The following is a 21634-nucleotide window of genomic DNA, read 5'->3' as shown; positions in this document are numbered from 1 at the left end:
GTGATCATTATTTGGCGGTAAAAGAAGAGCGGATGAACTGCCAGTCTTTGTCAAACTCAATCTCTCCTTTTGTATTTCCCTCAATATGCACATCTGTAAAATGGAAGTTCTCCAGCGGTGATTCCGGCATCCCTTTCGCGCTGATGACACGTTTCACTCCGGTTGCCCTGATGTTGGAAATATAGATGTTCCGGAAATGCGGGATGCCCTTCTCCGCCGGTTCCACCTTTTGCAGCATGGTTTTCCAATGCGACGGAATGGAATCCGGGTGGATGTTATCCGGCAAACGGGAATAGCTGTAGGAAGGGTTCCAGTTCATGGTAAAGTGGAAGGCATTGCCCACACTGTCCAGCGTGATATTGCGGAAGTGAATGTCTTCCACGATACCGCCTCGGGTGATGGCTGATTTGATGTGGAAGCCGTTGCCCGTGCCTTTTCCGATGAGGTCTTCCGGCCAGTACGTGGCGGATGCCGCCGGAGGTCTCGCTGCCAAGGGTCAGCAGGCCGCCACCCCTGCGGGCGATGCATTTGCGGATCACCACGTATTCCGTTGGCCTGTTCACCCGCAATCCATCCCAGTCCCGGCCCGCTTTCAGGCAAAAATCATCGTCGTTGCAATCTATATCGCAGTTCTCTATCAGCACCCAGGTGGAGGAATCCACGTCTATACCATCGGTACTTGGACCTTTGCCGTCTTCGTTGTTGCGGATCACCAGGCCATCTGCGGTAATGCGGGTGGAATACAACAACTGCACCGTCCAGAAGCCGGCGTTTTTGATGGTGATGCCTTTGAGCGTGATATCTTCGGAATGCTGCACCAGTACGGTACGCACACGCTTGGCATCATAGTCCACGATCCAGCGGAGACCGCGCGGCTCATAATCCTCCTTGCGCATCTTCCAGTATTTATCCCAGCAGAAACGGCCTCTGCCGTTGATCGTACCCGTTCCCGTGAGGGCTGCATTCTTCACGTTCAGCATATTGATCATAGCCGCGGGCCATTTCATTTCTATACCGGCGATGCGGGTGTCTATCTCGGGGTAGTCTTTGAAATCCTGTGAACCGAGCAATGTAACGCCGTCATCTATACGAAAATTCACATTGCTTTTGATGAACAGGGAACCGGTAACGTAGGTGCCGGGTTTCAGCGTAACGATCCCGCCGCCTTTGGCGGCACAATCATCTATTGCCTTCTGGATGAAAGCGGTGTTCATGGTGGTGGTATCACTGACGGCGCCGTAGTCGTTCGCCGTAAATATTTTTTGCGCAGCAGGAAATGATTTCGCGCCTACCCGCTTTGTCCAGCTAAGGTCCGGCGCGGCAGTATAGCCCGTCAATCCCGCCAGGCGGTTAAATTCCGCAGCGGAAATGGTGAATGCCGTACCATGCCGGATGCCGTCCGGCATCACGAGACGGTCGGATACATCCGTCCAGTTTTCCAGATCGGCAGATGTAACAGCACCATATTTGTGTTGGGTATATTTATCGAAATACACGATCCATGTATCCTTTATTTTCAGGGCTGTAGGCCCTTCCGCCCAGTAGTTCCCGGTGATGGGCACGGAGGGCTTCGTGTACGGGCCGGTGAGCTTTCCGGCCGTGGCGATGCGGATATTCTTCTGCGGCGGGGTTTTGGTCTCATCTTTCAGGAACATCACGTATTGCTTTCCGTTCCGTTGAATGCTGGCATCTATCACATTAAACTTGTGATCGTACAGCAGCCGCGTTTTGCTGAAAGTTGAAAAATCTTTTGTGGTAACGTAGTACATGCGATGGTTGTACTTGTCATCTCCCGCGGTATCGCCTTCTTTAAATCTGCCGGGAATGGTGGTGGCCCAGTAGATCATGTATTCCTTTTTTGCCGGGTCGTAGGTCACTTCCGGCGCCCAGCAGTTACGGGCGCCCGGTTCATGCGCCATCACGGGAATGTCCTTTTGCGGGCTCCAGTGCACGAGGTCTTCAGACGAAGCATACCCGATGCTTTGTTCATTCCAGCTGACGGTCCAGACCATATGGAATTTGCCGTCCGCGCCGCGGATAATGCAGGGATCGCGCATCAGCTTGTCTTTCCCCGCGGTGGGTTTCAGGAAGGAACTGTCGCCTTTGAGGGCGCTCCAGGTATAACCATCCCGGCTATAGGCCAGGTGCAAACCATCTTCTCCGTTCTGCCGGAAATAGGCGAACATATGAACGGAATCTGTCTGTTGTGCAAGCGCTGCGTTGCAAAGCAGCAGCAGTAAAAGGATCTTTCTCATCATTTTCTTAATAATGTTGCTGCCATCAGCCCGATGACAACATCGTTTGTATATGCCTGTACGGTGAGTGACTGTAATGTTTTACCGGAACGCAACGGCATGTCCAGCCGCGTTGCGGCGCCGCCATCGATGCCGCGGAGGGAAAACCCTTTGATAGGAGTATATTCCTCCAGTCCCTTTGCGAAGCGCCCTGTTTTCAGGTACAGGCGCTCCGGGTGCGGGGCGTCTGTGGTGAAGGCGTATCCATCGGTATAATAATCCTGTTCTATGGGCCACCAGTTCTGCGGATTGTTGAGCCGGAGGGAATCGCATTCGCCGTCTGTGTAGGACACGATCACGAACCCGTTGGTCATTCTGCTTTGCATGGGATTGGTGGTGCCTGCCATCAGCAGGTAAAGATGTTCCGCCGTTCCGTTCAGTGCTATGGTGGCCGATTCCGGGTAGTTATCCCAAAGGGAGGTAAAGACGATGTTCTTTTTCAGGGTATCCGAGGGTGTGCTGAAAGGCACGCCATCCGTGGAAGTGATGCTGTTCTGTGCCCCGGCGGCCTTCCTCAGCCCGGCATCATCAACCGTTGCCATGGTGAACGGATAACACCAGTTGCCGATCCCCTGCACCGGCAGTTGCAGTGTGGGCATGACGGGACGGGGGGAAAGATATGCCTGTTTGAATATATTCGTCACCTTGTCGTTGAAATAACGGTCCAGCCGGACTTTTTCATAGTGGCCGCCGGTGGAAGGAACACGTTGTTGAGGGGCTGCTGCTATCTCAAAAGAAAGTGGCTGCCACCAGGAGAAAGCGCCCTGTTTCATTTGCAGGAATACGGTTTTGCTGCCTGCGCCGGGAGTGAGTGTAGCGGTGAGTTTTGCACCGGCGGTACCGTTAGCGGAGCTACCATTTATTCCTGCCGGGCGTCGGCCGGAGCTGGCGCTTGTACGCGAGCCTGCTATCCGCGCATTCCCGAGTGCTTGCTGCGGATCAAAGACCTTCAGCATTTGTGCGCCCGGCATAACGGCCTCCAGCAATTGGCCGGATATTGCCTGCTGCAATTTATCGAACGGTTTCCCTTTCCACCGTATCTCAATGTGGTACACAGCTGCAGCTGGTGCGGTCAGCTGTAATGCCGGTACGTCAACGGCATGCAAGGCAGTATATTTTACCGGCTTGCCGTTGATCGTAATCATCTCCACTTCATCCCGCTTTGCGGGGAGTATCAGTTTGAGCCGGAGCTTTTTTCGAAAAGACTGTTTTATCTCATACCGGTCTGTATTCCCTTTCCCGGAGAACCCGAAAGTAATATCCGGCACTTCCAGCCTGGCATGATCCCATTCCAAAGGGAAACCGGGGCGGATGAGCAACGTATCATGCAAAGCATCCGGCTGTATGCCAAAAAGCCCTTCCACCAAGGTTCTTCCCGCCATGCCGATCGGGTCTGCAAAATCGCGGTACAATTCTCCACGGACTGCATCGTAAAAAGAAAGCTGCTGAAATCCGCCCGGACTGGCGCTGAGGTAAAAACTTTCCAGCAAGGCGCTGCGCCAGAGCTGAAAAGCATCTCCGGCGCGGTTCCCCTGCCAGTAGGCCAGCGCCGTATGCAGGTTCTCCGCCAGCGCTACATTGTTGACGGACCAGGTATAGGGTTGCCAGTTGGACGTGCTGTGCAGATAGAGCCCCTTTTTCGGAAAACCTTTTGCCTGCACCGGCAAACGCGGGATATGGCTGGAAATGTATTGCAGCGACTGCCAGGCCTGGAAATCGTCAGGCACACGGGAATCTATCGCATGATAGATCGTCCATACACCGGGTGAGGAATGCACGAGCTGACGGCCCATTTTATCTTTATACTCCGCGAACCATCCGTACTGCGGCAGCCAGAGGTGCTGTTGCATAGCGGCATATATCCTGTCTGCTTCCTCCCGGTATGGATGTGCATCTTCTCCGATCAGCGCGGCCAGCGAAGCAGCAGTTTTATTAGCGAAATAATTGTAGGCCGATGTGTGGGTAACACCGCCTCCGCTGTACTGCAGGGCATCACTGGCCCAGATGGCGGCATAAGCGTCATAGAGGCCATCGTTATCACTGTCGAAATTCCTTTTCTCCCAGGCGAGATGCCTTTTGATGAGCGGCCACATTTCGCGCACATAGGCCGTATCGCCCGTCCAGTTAAAGTGCCGGAGCAGTTGATCGACAAATACGAGGTTCATGTCGTAATGATGCGCGCGGATATCGCCATCGGGATTCCGGCAGATGTAGCCATCGCTGAAAAGAAAGGTGCCTATCTTTTCCTCGTGACGGGCGAGGTTGCGTGCGGTATCCATCACCACGCCGGTGACAGGAGGTGCCGTTACCTGCGACCGGGCGTAACTGGAAAAGTGCGTCCGTGCCCGGTCATGCCAGCCCAGCGGGTCCGCCACATAGGCGCCGCGCCAGGCATTCAGCCGCATCCGCCAGGCTACGGCACCATGCAGGAAGGTAGGATCTTCCCATATGGCATCTGCGGCCATGCTCAATGCACCGCCGAGCGTATTGAGATAAGGATCGGGCGTTTGCAGCCTGATCCTGTTCGCCAGCCGCGCCCTGTCCAGGTCTGCCTGCCGGAAGATCTCCGGTATCACCTTCGCGGTTTTACCCGGATCGCTGAATATATCTGTAAAACGCTGCTTCGTATAGTCTGACATATGGAGTAGCAGAAAGTAACGGTCTGTTGCAGTAGCGGCCATCTTTCCGGTGACCACAGGCGCCGCTGCGACGGTTGATGCATAAACATCCGCGGGGGTTTGCAACATAGAGGCATCCCCTGTTTTTACATCGGGGAAAATGCCGGATATTTTTTTCCCTCCGCCGTAAGTTACCGTAAACGCATTGCCATTTATATCCCAGGCATTGTCCTTACAGGCGGAGGCATGCAGGTAGAAGGATGATTCCGGATCAGCGCCGATGTCACCATTACGGGAAAATTTCTTTCCGCTCACACCACCGTACACCCACACCAGTTCCGCCTGCGGCGGTGCGTCCCGGAATGTTGTTTTTACGATCATTCCTTCCGCTTCATACAATGCCAGTACTTCTATCCGCATTACCCCTTTTCCCAGCAGCGGATCTTTTATTTCATAATGCATTTTACCCGGACTGTACACCGCCCTGATATGTTCCGCATTGATCAGCCATTTGCCGCGGCCACCGGACACCAGTCCGAATTTCAGATTGCCGCCCATGCCCGGCAGGTACATGGCAAACTCGGGAAGATCGCCTGCTTCCACCCGGAAGGCCGTGTTGCCGCCATAAAGGGCGCGGTTGAAACGCAGCTTGCCGTTCTCGCAAACGAAGTCCGTTCCCTGCGGGAAATAGTGCGCATGACGTTGTTTATTGTGCCATAGCTGATCCTGCGCCGCAGCAGTTCCAGCCAGGCAGATCATTACAATGCTTATGGTCCATCGTTTCATCATGTCAGAACATCTTGTGCAAACCTTCCCATTTCACGTTCCAGCTTCCGTCTGCCGGGAAACCGATATTCACCCGGGGGCCGGCATCCACACCGGCACACATCATCGCCACAGCGCTGAGCAGGCCGCCATTGCCGGGCAGGTAGACCGTCAGCCGTTCATCCTGGTAGTTATGTCCGTTGATGAGATAGGTATTCGTGCGTACAGGCATCAGCAAGGCATCCAGGGCCTTTTCGGGCATGTGCAGCCTTGCGGCGGTCATGGCTACGAGCGGGAAGTCCCATCCCCAGGTATGGTCCCATTTCCATTTTTGCCATACCAGTTCCAGGGTATTTTTCATTACTGTTGTATCCAGGCCATTCGCTGCGGGCAGGGTGCTGTAAGCGCCCAGCACTGCGGGATGATCGGCGAGATAACGTTCATTCGTATAACAATCCGGTGTGCTTTCAGTAGCGAGGTACACCCCGTTCTGCTGCGGCAGCGGCGCCAGTTTAGCCAGTATTTCATCCCATTTCCTTTCCCGCGGCAATTGCAGTCTTTCCCGCCATAACTGCGCGGTATTGAGCGCCCAGTGCCAGTAAGCCAGCTCGTACGTGGGATTGAAAGTTGTCACCGCATCGAAGCATTCCTGCGCTGGGATCAGTCCTTTGCCGAGGTTATACCGTCCGGTGCGCGCATCGTAAGTGGGGAATGATGCCATGAAGTCCGCCGTAGCAAACAGGAGGTCTTTATACTTGTTCAGCACGGCTTCATCCTGATGATGGCGGTACAACAGCTCCACCATATAAATGAAATGAGGTTGCTGCCAGATGAGAAAGGCCGCTACGGAAGACGGGGATTCATCGCCGTTGTTGTCCGTCATCTTTTGCCAGCGGATGCCCCCGAAGCCCTGTCTTATAGCGAGGCGCCGCGCTTTTTTCGCTACGGTAAAATACCAGTCCAGGCTTTTTTCCATCAGCTCCGGTCGTCCCCATAATGCAAAATGCACGGCATGCCACCAGTGCATTTCCAGGTGCGGTTTCCCGAACCAGCTGTTATAGGTCAGCCCCGTTTCCTGTGGCGGATAACCGGCTGCGCATTGGATGCGGGTCAGATATTGTGAAAGGATCACCCTCCTTTCCAGTTCATGCGCACGGGGATCGGTGCTGCCGGAAAGATCAACGGCGCCGCCGCTCTGCCAGAATGTTTTCCAGGCCTGCGCGCTTTCCTGCAACGTTTCATGGAAAGCCGGTACAGCAGGCTTGTTCAGCGAAAATCCGGCTGTCAATTCAAAATCATCCGCTTTTGCGGGTGTGATGAGAAAATAATGGGGTGCAGCTTCCCGCATACCGGTGATGGATGACCAGCGGAGGCCGATGTAATACCGGGTGGTATCCAGCGAGCATTCCAGGTATCCGTCTTCAGAGAAGGTAGTGGACTGCGGCTGCCCGGTATTCCAGTGATTGCCCACATCCTTCCAGGCGCCGCCGGGATAGGGAATGCGAATACGCAGCATCAGCCGTTGCTCCTGCAAAAGCGGGGAGCTGATCCTGAACGCCACCGCATCCTGCCGTGAATGGCAGACGGTGATGACCTTTACCGGTACGTCTTCCACCGTAAATTCACTGGTGATAGCGCCGCTCCACATATCCAGCTGCTGATGAATATTTCGTATATCCTTTGGCGTGGCAGGCGTACCATCTTTCTTTATTATTTCCATGCCGATGTTCCCGAGCTGCAAACGGTGCGGATTTGCCCGGAAGTAATCAACGGCCTTGTTTTTCAGCTGTACGGAATAAGGTATCTTTCTGCCTTCCAGTGCATATTCCTTTATGGATTCCTCAAACCGCAACCCTTCCGTATTGGGGAAGCTGTGCCAGCCCCAGACGGATTGGGTGCCGAGGGGAACGCCCGCAGCATACGCATCCGGGAAACTCTGCATGCCGGTCGCATCTACCGTAAAGGCGAAATTGCCGTTACCAACAGAGAGGGAAGACAGCGGGTCAAACTGCTGTACATGCACAGCATGCCTTTGCACGAGCGCTTCGCGGTCGATACGCTGCTGTGCGTACAATGGGTTAAAAAATAGTATCAGCCACAAGGTTCTCATAACAGATCATTTACTGCCGGTCGGTTATATTGTTCTTTCTTTCCGTTCCCGGGTTTGGGCAGGCCGAAATAGAAATACAGGGTGCGTTTTCTGCTGCCGTGCATCTCATTCGGTTCGCTGGCGGGCCCGAGGGAGCGGGTATTGTTGTTGATGTTGAATGCGAGCTTTGTACCGATGGGCGGAATAGCGTCCAGGAAAGACAATGTTCCCGGGGGTAGCGCAGGATTGGGCCGCGCATCATTCAAGCCGTAAAAATCAAACAGGCGAACGTAGAGGCCGGTATCCGGCGACGCAATGCAGAACTTGCCCTGCACAGTATTCATTTCCATCCATGCGATGTCGGCGTAATATCCCTTGAATTCAGGAAAGGTCCAGGGTGCGCTGCCGGCGGAGGCATTGTTATACGCATTCATCCAGACGTTATCCGTAACGCCCTGCATACGGTTCTTCCATACTCTCGACGGGCCTTTGCCCAGCCATTTTGCACCCAGCACGAAGTGCTCCGGGTAAGTGAAAGTGATACCGGCAAAGGGATATGTTCCATCAAGAGCATATTCGTATTCCATGCGCAGCCAGCCGCTGCTGTCCATCTTCCAGCGCACATATTTCATGTTTCCTTCGTAGATGAATTCCGCTTCACCGTCCGATACTGTTACCGCCTTTACAGTAGCAGCTCCGCTGACCAGCAAAGGGCCGTTGCCGAAGGAGGGCGCATCGCCGGCGGCATGTTTCACACTCGTGATCATGCCGGTCCTTTTATGCAGCTGCACGGTCACCTGCCTGCCCGATAGGGTGATAAGGGAATCTGATTCCTGTGCGGAGCCTGAAGCGCCGTTGAGCGTAAGGACGCCATTCAGCAAACCGGTATTGGGCCGGAGCCGGTGTACCCAGCGGTATATTTCCTTTTGAAAAGGATCATAAGCTGCCAGCACAATAGCATCATACTGCCGCCAGTCGCCGGGCAGTCCCAGTGAAATTGTGCCCTTCCCCAACGGCGCGATATCCGCCGGTTGGGCACTGCCTTTTTTTATCACGTCATATCCTGCTACAGCATCTCCAGGTTTGCGGAAATTCACCAGCCCCCACTGCAACCTGCATTGCTGCAGGTTGGTGAAATGAAAACGGTTCTCCACCTCCACTGTTCCAGTAAACGCGGCCGGAAAGCTGAGCTTTACCGGGGAAAATATTTCGCGGATCGCATAATAGCTGCCTTCTTTCTCCCGGTGCGGGCCAAGTACGCCATCCGGACCATTCAGCCCGTTCACATCGATGATATTGTTCAGATCCGTGCGTACGGCCCCTTCATCCATAAAGGCCCATAGAAAACCGCCCGCTCCCCTTTCCGCGTTCCAGTGCAGCTCCCAGAAGTCATGCAGGGCAGCCCCGCCACCGCCGTCATCCTGGCTGTGCAGGAACTCCGTGACCATGTAAATATTCGTATCCGCCAATATTTTCTGTGTGCTGTAATAATCTTCGTAGTGATTGCAGTCAATGCCGTTGAACTGGTTTCCGGGGCGGTGATGCGCATGAATGACCGGGCGGTTGCTCAGGTCGTATTTTCCGTAGTCATCATCCAGTTCCTTGTTGTGCCCGCCTTCATTGCCATTGCTCCAGAAGATAACGGAGGGATGGTTCACATCGCGCTGCACCATTTCCTTTACCAGCGGCTTTCCTGCTTTGGTGCTGTAAGCGGTTTGCCATCCGGCCAGTTCATCCAGCACATAAAGCCCCAGGCTGTCGCACAGTTCCAGGAAACGTTTATCCGGCGGGTAGTGTGCGCAGCGGACGGCATTCATATTCATTTCCTTGATGAGCTGCACGTCTTTCAGCTGTATCTCATCATTCAGGGTCCTGCCGCTCTCCGGCCAGAAACAGTGGCGGTTCACCCCTTTCATTTTGATCTTTACCCCGTTCAGGTAGATGCCGTCGCGGTGGCGGATCTCAATGGTGCGGAAGCCGAACTTTTCTGTTACCTGATGCCCCTGGTTCAGGATGAGGGTTACCTGGTACAAGTTCGGTGTTTCCGCAGTCCATTGCAAAGCATTTGGCACTTTTGTATCGATGAATGCCATGGCGTCTTTTACAACACCGCCGGCCTGTGCTACCTGTTCTCCTTTGGCATCCCTGATCAGGGCCGTGACTTTGCCGCTGCCGTTCGTATGCACTTTCATGCGGAAGTTACCATCCGCACGGGCATCGATCTCCGTCTGCACAATATGTTGCTGTGGCAGCACTTCCAGGTACACCGGGCGGAAGATGCCGCCAAACACCCAGTAGTCCGCCAGCCTCTCCGCATTATTCACGGAAGCATCGGCGGACATTTTGCTGACAGTAACTTCCAGCAGATTGGTGGCGCCGAACTTCAGCTTGTCCGTAATATCATACCGGAAGCGGTAAAAAGCCCCCTGATGCACAGCCCCTGCGGGCTTTCCATTGATCTTCACTTCAGTGTCCGTCATCGATCCTTCAAATACGATGTTCACCGTTTTCCCTTTCCAGGAAGCCGGTACGTTGAACGTATGCCGGTACATGCCCTGCTCGTCCGCGAAGCGGAAATTCTTACCGTAAGTTTTATAGTCGCGGCCGTAATTGTACTCGCCAAATCCCTGCTGCTCCCAGCAGGAGGGCACTTTGATCTTCGTCCAGTAGCCGCTGTTGCGGCCGCCGGTGCAAAAGAAATCCCATTCCACACGGGTGTTGTTATCCACGCCGGAGAGGTATTGCACAAGCGTGTGCTGCCCCTGCGCGGCGGAGATGAGTAATATCAATAATCCTGTCAATAAACGTTGTCTCATTTCGCTGTTTTAAGCTGGATGAAAACCGGCTTGTCGCGGTCATATACTAGCGCCTCGTTCTCATTGCGCCTGCGCTGAGCGCTTTCACCGGCGTAAGCGTCACCGGCCCTGTCAGTCCCGAGGTCCGGGGCTGCCATCCTGCCGCCGTAAAGAGGCCGTCAGCACCGCGGTTCTCCGCCAGCCGGGCGGGCATATTGGTGTTATAGAATTTCTTCCAGGGCAATCCCTTTTTATCCATATCCGCGATCCGGTTAGCCATACTATTGGTGACCGTCACCTGCAAAGTATTTACTGCTTTCAGTTCCGTGGAGGGAATGTTCAGCTTGAATACGGGCCCGATCAGCGTAGCCATTTTTTTACCATTAAGGATAATGGAAGCGCTTTCGTTCACCTGACCAAGATCGAGTTCGTAAGCATCTGCCGTTGTCGCGGGTTTATTGAAAGTCGTCGTATATATTGCCGTTCCCGAGAACTGCGCCGTTCCTTCCAGCGGCCATTTCGTCCATGAGCTCAACTGCTTCACCTTTGTGGATGACGGTAATGAAGGACCGCCTTCCACGAACTTCACTTCCCATTCACTATCAAGCACCGTAGCGGGACCGGCGGGCGTTGTGTACGGAAAAAGCGCTCCTTTCAGTGGCGTGGCGGAGGTTTGCAGGATGCAGCTTTCACCCGGCTCCAGGTCTACATACACCTGCAAAGTACCGTTGGGTGCATTTTGGGTGATGGCAACACCGGCGCTTTCCAGCATGGGGTCAAAAACAAGGGCTGCACGGGCTTTGGAAGACAGGGTGACATAGTCGCGGAACCGGCTTTGACCGGGATTGCTGAGAAAATAATAATGTCCTTTATCATAAGCTTTGCGGGTGAACATCAGCCCGGGAATATGTTCCTGCCTGATCTTTCCGGCGTGCATCAGTTCAGAAAGGTGATTGTTCAGATGCACCGTTTTACAGGCCGCCAGTTCTTTCATGGCTTTTCTGAATGCCGCACGGCGTTCTTCCAGCCTGTAAAAGCCCGGTACATCCTGCGGCATGTTTTCGAACATCAGTATCGTCACGCCCGATTGGGCCAGGTCACGCAGCTTTTCAAGGGTTTCCAGGGGGAGATATTTCACATCGGCCAGTAAAACGGCCTGGTAAGTGGCGCCTCCGGATGTACGTACCTTCCCTTTTTCCGCAACTGTTTTCTGCAGCTGCAGATCGGAGATCAGATCGAAGGTATATCCTTCTTCCAGCAGCTCTTCACCTGCCTGCTTGAAATACGTTCCGTCAAAGCCTTCCATTCCATCGAAATGATGCAGCATGGCCCTTCCCGGCTGGCTGTTCCTGTCGTGGAACGGGAAGTACAGCAGTATGTCGTTATCGCTTTTGCTTTGTTGCAGGAATGACTGGCAGCGGGCTACGTAACTATTCAGTGCGCCGAAGTCTTTCCAGAAAGGATTGGCCGGCGTGAAATGTACAGCGGCATAAAAAAGCCAGCCCGGCCACGGCTCATTTTGCGGGGAATAGTTGGTGCCGTGATAAAAAATATGATTGACGCCGCCCACAAAATATTTGTCCATCGCCATCTTCACATCACCCAGCGATGACAGAAAATGCTCATTCAGCCAGGTGGCCGCCTCGGCGGAGGCCAGCGGCTTGCCGGATACATTGGCGGCGGATGTGGCGAACTTGAAACGCAGGATGTCCGTGCCTTCCGTTTCCGGGATATCGATGGCATCATAAAGATCAAGGATATTGGACGGGGAGCCGTGGCTCTGGTTGCGGATCAGCTTGCCTTTGGCCGCTGCCCAGGCATGCCAGGGCTTTGTAAATTTCTCCAGCAGCAGTGCTGAAATAGCCATGCGGTAATCGTACAATACACGCGGATCTTTTGCCAGCAATGCAGGCAACTGTTCCCGCAGATCGTATCCCCGTTTCTTCAGAAAAGCATCAAAGAAGCCCGGCGTCCAGTTCGCTTCGCCACGCGCATCATCCACTTCATAGGAATCGTTGAAAAAACTGCGCAGGCCGGAGAGATCGTACCCGGTAAAGGATCTGTCAAAATAACCAAGATAATGTTCGATAGCCGGCAGTGAAAAGTGATCGATGGCCAGCCCTTCACCGCCAGGGGCGGCACGTTCCACCATCTTGCCATGCCATCCCTGGAAGAGTGCATAAAGTGTATGCGGCCTGGAAGAAGACCAGCTCAGTTTTCCATCGCCGCCCACTTTGTTTGTAATATCCGTGGCCTTCCCTTGATCGTCATATGCCATGAGGCATACCAGCGGCAGCGGTTTGGCGAAACGCACCTGGTCCAGCGCCAGCAATTGCAGATCAGCGTTTGCGGTCACCGGTTCTTTTAATTGAGCGATCTGTATGCGGGATTGGGGGTTGGCGGACCGCAGGATGGGTTCCTGCATGTATTGCACCGGTCCTCCCAACTGTTCTCCTGCTTTCAGGGTATAAACTTTGTGGGCCAGGTATTTGCTGGCTTCCGCTTCGGTTATCCAGGGGCCACCGAAAGGCCATCCTGTGCCGGTAGCCATGTCAATGCCCAGGCCCAGGCGTTTGCCTTCCTGCAGCGTATGCTGCAGCATGTCCATCCAGGAAGGTGTGAGATAAGGAATAAATTGTTGTTCATATCCCTTTACGCCATAGATCGGTGTGATCTCGAGGCCGCCGAGCCCGGCCTTCGCATAGGCCTCCATGGCAGCGGTCAGGCCCTGCCTGTTAACTGCGCTACCTTCCCACCACCAGCGGGTCCAGGGCTTTGCGGTCTGGGTAACAGCCGGCCATTTGACCTGGGCGGATGCCGTGCTCAACACCAGCAACATCAATAAAACAAGATGGTTTCGTTTCAGCATGTGTACAAATTAATAAACGTCACGGTGACAGTTAAACTTTTTTTGTACTAACTGTCACCGTGAGGTGAATCGCAAGAAAACAGATCAGAGATCGAACGGCAGATACCAGTTGCTCCTGCTCATCAGTTTCGCTCTGGCATCTGCGGCGCCCGGTATGCCATCCTTCAGCAGCTTGTCATAGATCTTGTCCGCCAGAAAAGCCGGATCGTCCCGCCGCAGGGCAATACGCAGCAGGTCCGGCCAGCGGGTGCCTTCGTACCCATTTTCCAGCGCGGTCTCATTGATCAGCCCATTTTCTATCTGCAACAGACTGTCTGCAGCGCTCACTTCATAATTCACCAGGTTAGCCCTTGCCCTGATGCCGATATTCCGGTACCAGTCGGAACGATAATACGGTATGCCGGTACTGCCGCTGTTACGGGCGTCGAAATTGAAGGGATACGGCTCATACAGGGTATTTTGATAATCTGTTACATTACTGGTGGGCGCGGGGAAGGCGCCGGCGAAACCGGAGTTGAACAGTCCCCATGCCAGACGGTGACGCCCGGTGCGGTTGGCAGCTTCGGCAAAACGCATGTGGAGATGTGTTTGCCGGAAGAGGAACCACTTGCCGTCACGCTGCAGGATATTCGCAGGCATACCGGTGGCGTAGTTGATATAATTATAAAGATACTTCATTACTACGGGCTGGCCGCCCAGCTCCGTCCAGGTGAGCAAGCCGCGCGCATCATAAGGCTGGCCGGGTATCAGGGGCGCGCTGGTGCGGGGGCGTTGCTCCTGGCTGTTCCAGTTATCGATAGCCGATTGCGAAGGTTTTACCAGGTACTCGCCGCCTACGGGTGAGAACAATTTCACGAAGGGGTTAACGGGACCGAACTTGTGGTCAAATGGCATGGCCCATACCCATTCCCTGCGGAAGCCTTCCGTATTCATGGCCTGCTCGAACATGATCCGCCATTGCGTGTTCCATACGAGGGAACTGGCGTCGCCGGCGCGGGAATAGCTGATGTAATGGTCGATATCCCCGTTACTGTCCCATCCCACTTTGTACATGGAAAAATAGGAGCCATTGACCGTACCGGTGGTGCCGGTTTCCATCACCTCCCGGTACCAGGAAGCCGCCTGTGTGTAATTTCCTTTCCAGAGGTGCAGATCGCCGAGCAAACAGCGTTTATTGATGAACCATTTGTTGGTGGGATAGCCGTCTACGGTAATATTCAGCGTAGTGCCGGCAGGGTATTCCTCTTTGAATGCGAGCGCTTCGGTAAAACTGATCAAACTGTCCAGCAGCACATTGAAAGGCAGGCGCGGAAAATTCTTTTCGTCCCTGAGATCGTCTACCGTTTCCAGCGGGGAGGTGACATAAGGCACTTCTCCGTAGTGGATGCCCAGTTGCAGGTAGAGGAAAGAACGCAGACTGGCGACATCGGCATAGCGCTGCATATATTCCGCATCCTGCAGCTTATTTTCCTGGTGCATGATGGTAAAATGCTTCAGCACATCATTGCAGTTGAGGATCACTTCATAGAATGGGCGCGGGCTGGCCCAGGGATTGTCCGGCGTTACGTTGTGCGTGCTCAGCTGGCGCAGGTATTCATCCGCATTGTCCGTGTACTCCAGCATGTCGCCCCGCAGCTCGTTCAACAGCACATAACGTTCGGCAAGGCCCATGAACTGGCCATATATGCCGATCACTGCGGCATCGGCATCATACACGTTGCGGTACATGTCGCTAACGTCCAGTTCATCCTCCGGTTTTACGTCGAACATCTTTTTGCACGAAGATCCTGTCAATGCCACGGCCGCCAATAGTATGCATAGCTTCTTCATATTCGTATCGATTTCTGATTGAATTAAATGTATTTACAGGCCTATTCTCACGCCCAATGCCAGGTTTTTGAACAGCGGATCAAGACCGGTATCGATGCCTTGCGCAAATACGCTGCCTGCCGCACTGAACTCCGGATCATAGCCTTTGTATTTCGTAAGGGTGATCAGGTTATAACCGGTAGCGTAAATGGTGGCGTTCTTCAGCACTGCATTTTTGATGGGGATGTAATACTGCAGAGAGATGGTGCGCAGGCGCAGATAAGCGCCATCCTCTATCCAGCGGTCGCTGAAACGGCTGTTGCCCATGGGGTCGCCCCAGACTGCTTTCGGCGTATTGGTCAGCTGTCCGTCCGCACGCCACCGGTTATTCACGCTTTCCAGCTGGTTTTCCACCCCGCTTGCGGATTCCAGGCGGTAGCGCTGGTAATTGTACACATCATTGCCCTGGCTGAAGGTGATCAGCGCATTCAACTCAAAGCGGTTCCAGATAAGGCGGTTGGTGATCCCGCCTATCCAGTCCGGATTCGGGTTGCCGATCACCCTGCGGTCGTCGGCATTGATCTCTCCATCCTCATTGATATCCAGAAAACGTACATCCCCGCCCTTGAAAGCGCTGAATGATCCGTCTGTATTCTTCTTTACGAGGCCATCCGCAGCAGCTTCCGCATCGGAAGCATAAACGCCGTTGGTGGCATACCCGTAAAACTGATTGGCAGGCTGACCGTTGGTGGTGAGAATTGTGGCGCCGGCATACTCCGTAGTAAACCGGCCACCGGGAATGGACAGTATCTTGTTCTTATAGCTGCTGATATTGAACCCGAAATCCCATTTCACTTTCGGCGCATTCACGATGCGCGCGTTAACGGTAGCTTCCCACCCGGTATTCTGCATGCTGCCTTCGTTGGTCAGCATGGTTTTGAAACCCGAGGCAGCGGGCAGCTCCTCATACACCAGCATATTTGCTGTATTTGAGGAATATACGTCCAGCCCGATGCTGATGCGTTCATTCAGGAAAGCCAGGTCCAACCCGCCATTGAGTTTCCGGCTGGTTTCCCATTGCAGGGCGGGGTTGGCGATGCCGTTGCGGACCAGTCCCTGCATACCCAGCAGATTCTGCGAGCCGTAGGTCTGCCTGCTGGTGTAATTGCCGATATCATCATTAGCCGTGATGCTGTAAGAAGCGCGGAGCTTCAGCAGGTCCATACCCGAACCGGCCATGAAGTCCTCTCCCGAGATCAGCCATGCGGCCGCAAGTGAGGGCATGACAGGAAATTTGCTCCCGTTGATCTTAATACCATCTTCCGCCTGTTTCCCGAAGCGCGAGGAGCCATCTACCGCCATGTTGAAGGACAGGAAATATTTGTCCATGAGACCGTATTCGGTATTCAGATAGGTGTTCAGCCAGTTCCACTTGCCAATGCCGCCGCCTGTCATCCGCAAGGCAGCGAGACCGTTCTGTACGCTGACCAGCTCATCGGTGGCGGAGTTGAAGCCGAGCGCATAGTCCTGTTCCGCATCGTTCTTCTGGTAACGCAACCCGGCACGAACGGCGATGTTATGACGGTTGTTATAGGTCTTTGCAAATTCCAGCCGGGTATCGTTATAAATGGAATACAGTCTTTTCACCTGGGTACCGAGGCGGTTCTCTGCGATGGCCTGCGGTAATGTGTCTTTTGCGAGACCCGCGCCGGGCACGAATATGTTCTCCCGCACCTTGTCGTACACGATACCGATAGTGGTGGCGGCATTCCAGTGTTCGGAAATATCATATTTGAAACCGAAGGTGCCGTAAAAGCGGTAGTATTTGTTGTAGGCCTGCATTTTATCGATCACTGCGGTGGGATTGCTGATACCAAGGGAATCCACTCCGGCCAGGTTAGGACTTTCCACACCTTCGCTATTCACCTCACGGTCATGCATGAACGGAGATTTTACAAGCGAGAGGTACAGGGGAGCGGTTTTGTCCGCAATGCCCTGGTCTTTCAGGTTCTGTTCGTTGTAGGTGAAGGAGAGGTTGGCGAAGCCGGTGAATTTGCGGGTGAAATTGAACACGGCGTTAAAGCGGGTGCTGTAACGGCTGAGGTCTGTTCCGCGCATGATGCCTTCGTTTTTCATATATCCCATACTCAGTCCGTAAGTAGCGATATTATCCCCTCCTGTTACTTTCAGGTAGTAGTTATTGCTCATGCTGTTATCCATCACCCTGCCTTGCCAGTCGGTATCATAATGGTAGCTGTGATAAGCCGGGGCGGAGGGATCGTCATTCATGTACGGCAAAGCCGCGATCTCTGTGCTGCTGAGGCCTTTGCTGGCCAGCATATCGCTCAGGTAGGTGCGGTAATCCGCGGCATTCATCACCGGCAGCCTTTTGGGTGCGGCGTTAAAACCGGCATATGCACCGAAGTCAATCTTCGTCGCCTGGTCCTGTGCGCGGGAGGTAGTGATGATGATTGCCCCGTTCGCGCCTTTTGCGCCGTAAATGGAGGCGGCATCGCGCAGCACGGTGATATTGTCGATATCCCTGACATCTATGAGGGAAAGCGGATTGGTGTAATTGTTGGCAATGATGCTCTGGCCATAGTCGTTCGCATCAAAGATCATATTGTCCACAACGATCAGCGGTTTGTTGGTACCATACAGGGAATTGTAGCCGCGCAGGAAAAGATTTGCACCGGCGCCCTGCACACCGGAACGGCGAATGGCGTTCAGTCCCGCTACCCTGCCCTGCAAAATAGCATCCGGCATTGCTGTGCTTTGTTGCCAGCCGTTCACATGGTATTGCCCCACGGAAGCCGCAATGTTCCTTTTGCTTTGCATGCCGAACGGCATGGTCACCGGTTCAGCAAAAGACTCATGAGAAGCATCCAGCAGGGACACTTCGAGGGTTTTCCTGCCCTGCAGCGCCACCAGCCTTGTGTCATAGCCTTCTCCGCTGATGAAGACAGTGGCGTGATAGGAAGGGACATTAAGCACAAAGTTCCCGTCTGCGTCCGTGATGGCGGCAGAGAAATTCTCCACGCCTACCCTTACGTTCACAGCAGCTTTCCTGGTAGCGGCATCTGTTACCTTCCCTGAAACAGTAACTCCCTTCCCGGATGCACTCTTTCCCAGCGTCGTGTCTTCACTAACGGTCGTAGTTTGTGCCGCTACCATTCCGGCTGTTAAAACAAACACAGAAACAAGTAAAATTTTCATCCGAAAATATTTTGTAGTATGATACATATCTAATTGAATGAGGGTTCCAGCCTGATGTAATCGCATACCAATGCGCTGTTGGCCGCATTGGTAGTATTCGCGGCGGTTAAATAAAGGTCCAGCACGGGATGGAAAGCATCCAGGGTGAACTCCCCGACGAGTACCTCTTCATAATGCTCAGGCGTTACCGTTACATAGTCCAGCAAAGTGGATAAGGGGTCCCCGATGCCCAGTTTCTGCGTAAAATTGTTGGCCTGGAAATCATTCACAGCTACCCAGTACACTTTATATTTCATGCTGTACACATTGCGCAGCTGATAGTTCAGGTTAAACCGCGCCACCGCATGATTGAATACCAGCACATCCCTGAAGCCAAGCTGTGTCAGTGAATTGAACCGGTCCCTGAAATAGGTGACGCTGCGCTTGTCCACACTTTGCAAACGGTATTCTTCCGCTTCGATATGAAAGGGGCGAAGCTTCTGTTCCGGCGTTATATCTATCCTGCCCATAATGTAGATCACGCCATTGCTGGTTTGTATGGTTTGTTTGATCTGCGTTTTTTCCACCGGTACGGGTACGCCGGACGGGGAAGTGATCACATCCGGCAGGGTTTGCAGGGTGTAGGCGCTGTCTGTTGCAAAGTCTTTCACCACTTCCCAGGCGGAGAGATCGGTTGTACTGTCCGCAGTACCGGTGACAAAGTAGGGGCTGAACTTGGTGACCTCCGTATCCCATGCGGCATCTTCCAGCATGAAGAGCGTAAAGCGCTTTGATTCATCGCGGAGGTCGTGCACATTCCGCCAGAAGAGGTTCGTGCGGATGGAGTCTGTGCCGGGTTTGTAAATGGGTTCCCCGGTGGTGGGATTCACACCTATCTGCTCAGCATTGGTCACATCAAATACATTCCGGAACAGCGACAGCATGTATGCCCTTTGCTTTGCAGGCAACGCTGTATTGTTCTCAATGGCTTCCCAGGTATTGTCCAGTGCCGGCAGCATCCTGTCTATCACCTGCACTACACCGTTCTTTGCATAACGGTCTGCCGTGGTGATAACAGCATCGGCTACCGCTTTGCCGAGCATCCGGTGATACTTCCCGTTCAGCATTTCAATATTCAGCATGGTGTCTGCAGCGACTGTGAACCAGGACTGGCTGGCGATGTGATTGCCGACAAACAGCTTCAGCTTTTCGGGGTCGTTAACGATCGCCGGGTCCAGCGCAGCGAGTGCATCGTTATCCGGAGCGAATACCGTGAATGTTTTGGAGGAAGCGATCACTTCGTCGTAATCCGATTGTTCCAGCAGTTCAGCGAACCGGCTTAATGAGGCATCCTGGCTGATCAAGGCGAACAGGTTATGCTTCAGGTCTTCGCTGGTGACGGCATTATGGTCGTCCCACTTTTTACATCCGCACATCATCGCCAGCGTTATAATCAAAAATATACGTGTCATAATTGTGCCTGTTGTTAGTTATAAACTTTTGATCCGTCTATGCTGAACCTCGGGAGTATCTGATCTTCATCCACAGGGATGATATGGATCATGTCCAGGAAGTTGTTGTTCTGCGTACCGCTGATCGGAATGATGCGGATCTTCTGCCTTTGTGTGGTCTTGAATTCATATATCCCTACCAGTTTGGCTGCATAGTTGGAATCCGAAGGGTATGGCCTGGGTTCGGTGTACTGCTTCCATCCGATCGCTTCCAGTTCTGCATCGCTGCCTTTGGGACGCAGGTCGGTGAAATTGAACGTCCGCGGCATCAGCTCTCCGTTCACGGTCACCTGGCAGAGCATGTTGGAGCTGCTGGATTGCTTGCTGCGGGCATAACACATCCATATCTTGTATCTCCCTTTTACAATGGGGGGAGTGGTCATTTCCCACCATACCGGACGGGCGGGAAGGCCCATGGGCAGCTGGTTACAATCGTTATTCACTGCATAACGGGTGATACTGGATGTGGTGCTGTAGCTGTAGGTGAAAATATTGGTGCCGGCATTGGAACCCCATCCCCAGTCAATATCCTTGAACAGCTTGTCGGCTTCTGTCTGGCGTCTCCAGGTGAGGCTGGATTTCTGATAGACTGCCGGAAGCTTCATCACTTCTTCAAAGGAGGACACATTCCAGTACACCGCTGTCGGCGGGCGGTATTTCACGCTGTAATGGGCCTCCGCATTATGCCAGACGCCATTGGTGGCCGCATTGTCGCTGGATACACGATTCAGCACTACGCCTTTTTCTATGATGCCGTTGAACTCATTCTCATTCACGATCACGTTCTGGTTAACCAGTTGTATGCTGATCACTTCCTGCGGCTGGAAGGTTTCGTGGGATGGCGAGGAAATAATATCTCCGAGGAACTTCACGCCACTCATGATGTGATAGGCGATATACATGTGCAGGCTGTCATTTACGTTGGAAGGGTCGCCAAGGGTAGAGTACCGGGCTTCCAGGTCGGCATACGAGCTGAACCCGCTGTCTGCCAAAGCGCTGTTGCTTTCGGCCACCACTGTCATCCAGCGCTTGCTGGTATCCGCATCCACGGTATTCAGCACTTCATAAAATCCGGTCGTTTTCAGCGCCTGCACGAAGATGGAATATTCCGGTCTTGCTTCCAGTTGTTTGGCGATGGTGAGAGAGGAAGGTACCAGTACACCATTCAGCTGATGGATCATGCCGTTACCTACCCTGATATTGGATTGTGTGATCTCTGCCTGGCGGTTGACGATATAACTGGAAACACCGCCTTCGAAATTCACGCCGGTCACCAGGTATTGTCCGAACATGGTGGGCACAGGCAGCTTCCCGTCCTTGAATGCCGCAGTGGTGATGGTATCTGTAAGCACATGGAACTGTACCATGTTTTTCAGCAGATCAACATCCGCGGCTTCCAGTGATGCGATATTATTTTTCGCCATCCACGCCTGCACGCCGCTGTTGGTGGGTGCAAAGCAGGTGTAGGCACCATACGCGTTGAGGAATGCGCTGGTCTCCGTGAGGTCAAGTATCTGCCGGAACATGGAAAATGAATCGGGGTATTTGTCCAGGTAACCCACGATATTCACATCCTCCGTAGTCGTCATCTTTATTTCATTCTTCTTACACGCCGTAATAAGGGCACTGGTCAGCAAAAGGGCCAGCGTAACGGGATATATAAGATCTTTCCTGGTCATAACGTGCAAT

Annotated in this window: 10 protein-coding genes; all 10 read right to left on the bottom strand. The window is 53.5% G+C overall.

What is annotated here, in order from left to right:
* Positions 1-7: 7 nt before the first annotated feature.
* The 10 genes from FW415_RS24935 to FW415_RS07785 all read right to left on the bottom strand — a co-directional run bounded on the left by FW415_RS24935 (position 8) and on the right by FW415_RS07785 (position 21624).
* A complete protein-coding gene (locus tag FW415_RS24935; RefSeq protein ID WP_168208599.1) occupies positions 8-382 on the bottom strand; it encodes a hypothetical protein in 375 nt (124 codons plus the stop codon).
* A complete protein-coding gene (locus FW415_RS25130; RefSeq protein ID WP_210420843.1) occupies positions 276-2258 on the bottom strand; it encodes a glycosyl hydrolase family 28 protein in 1983 nt (660 codons plus the stop codon). Before FW415_RS25130 ends, FW415_RS24935 begins: the two co-directional genes overlap by 107 nt.
* Positions 2255-5701: a DUF4450 domain-containing protein gene (locus tag FW415_RS07820; RefSeq protein ID WP_148383710.1), complete on the bottom strand. Its 3447-nt coding sequence runs from the start codon at positions 5699-5701 to the stop codon at positions 2255-2257. The genes FW415_RS25130 and FW415_RS07820 overlap by 4 nt, the downstream gene beginning before the upstream one ends.
* 1 nt (position 5702) lies before the next feature.
* A complete protein-coding gene (locus FW415_RS07815) occupies positions 5703-7787 on the bottom strand; it encodes a hypothetical protein (protein ID WP_148383709.1) in 2085 nt (694 codons plus the stop codon).
* Complete coding sequence (locus tag FW415_RS07810; protein ID WP_148383708.1) at positions 7784-10582, bottom strand: glycoside hydrolase family 2 protein; 2799 nt, start codon at positions 10580-10582, stop codon at positions 7784-7786. The genes FW415_RS07815 and FW415_RS07810 overlap by 4 nt, the downstream gene beginning before the upstream one ends.
* A 46-nt stretch (positions 10583-10628) precedes the next feature.
* Positions 10629-13430 (bottom strand): glycosyl hydrolase, encoded by a 2802-nt coding sequence (locus tag FW415_RS07805; RefSeq protein WP_210420842.1) that lies wholly within the window; start codon positions 13428-13430, stop codon positions 10629-10631.
* A gap of 84 nt (positions 13431-13514) precedes the next feature.
* On the bottom strand, positions 13515-15260 hold the full coding sequence (locus FW415_RS07800) for a RagB/SusD family nutrient uptake outer membrane protein (RefSeq protein ID WP_148383707.1): 1746 nt from the start codon (positions 15258-15260) through the stop codon (positions 13515-13517).
* 33 nt (positions 15261-15293) lie between these two features.
* Positions 15294-18455: a SusC/RagA family TonB-linked outer membrane protein gene (locus FW415_RS07795; RefSeq protein WP_210420841.1), complete on the bottom strand. Its 3162-nt coding sequence runs from the start codon at positions 18453-18455 to the stop codon at positions 15294-15296.
* Positions 18456-18484: 29 nt separating this feature from the next.
* Complete coding sequence (locus tag FW415_RS07790) at positions 18485-19906, bottom strand: fasciclin domain-containing protein (RefSeq protein WP_148383705.1); 1422 nt, start codon at positions 19904-19906, stop codon at positions 18485-18487.
* 14 nt (positions 19907-19920) lie between these two features.
* Positions 19921-21624 (bottom strand): fasciclin domain-containing protein, encoded by a 1704-nt coding sequence (locus FW415_RS07785; RefSeq protein ID WP_148383704.1) that lies wholly within the window; start codon positions 21622-21624, stop codon positions 19921-19923.
* Positions 21625-21634 lie beyond the last annotated feature (10 nt).

It is taken from the genome of Chitinophaga sp. XS-30 (genome assembly GCF_008086345.1).
GTDB lineage: Bacteria > Bacteroidota > Bacteroidia > Chitinophagales > Chitinophagaceae > Chitinophaga.
Note: the sequence above shows the minus strand (reverse complement) of the source record. Positions and strands in the feature narration are given on the sequence as shown.

What these genes read in the sequence shown, in the direction of transcription:
- FW415_RS25130 (WP_210420843.1), bottom strand. Translation starts at nt 2,258, where the DNA reads ATGATGAGAAAGATCCTTTTACTGCTGCTGCTTTGCAACGCAGCGCTT.
- FW415_RS07820 (WP_148383710.1), bottom strand. Translation starts at nt 5,701, where the DNA reads ATGATGAAACGATGGACCATAAGCATTGTAATGATCTGCCTGGCTGGA.
- FW415_RS07815 (WP_148383709.1), bottom strand. Translation starts at nt 7,787, where the DNA reads ATGAGAACCTTGTGGCTGATACTATTTTTTAACCCATTGTACGCACAG.
- FW415_RS07810 (WP_148383708.1), bottom strand. Translation starts at nt 10,582, where the DNA reads ATGAGACAACGTTTATTGACAGGATTATTGATATTACTCATCTCCGCC.
- FW415_RS07805 (WP_210420842.1), bottom strand. Translation starts at nt 13,430, where the DNA reads ATGCTGAAACGAAACCATCTTGTTTTATTGATGTTGCTGGTGTTGAGC.
- FW415_RS07800 (WP_148383707.1), bottom strand. Translation starts at nt 15,260, where the DNA reads ATGAAGAAGCTATGCATACTATTGGCGGCCGTGGCATTGACAGGATCT.
- FW415_RS07795 (WP_210420841.1), bottom strand. Translation starts at nt 18,455, where the DNA reads ATGAAAATTTTACTTGTTTCTGTGTTTGTTTTAACAGCCGGAATGGTA.
- FW415_RS07790 (WP_148383705.1), bottom strand. Translation starts at nt 19,906, where the DNA reads ATGACACGTATATTTTTGATTATAACGCTGGCGATGATGTGCGGATGT.
- FW415_RS07785 (WP_148383704.1), bottom strand. Translation starts at nt 21,624, where the DNA reads ATGACCAGGAAAGATCTTATATATCCCGTTACGCTGGCCCTTTTGCTG.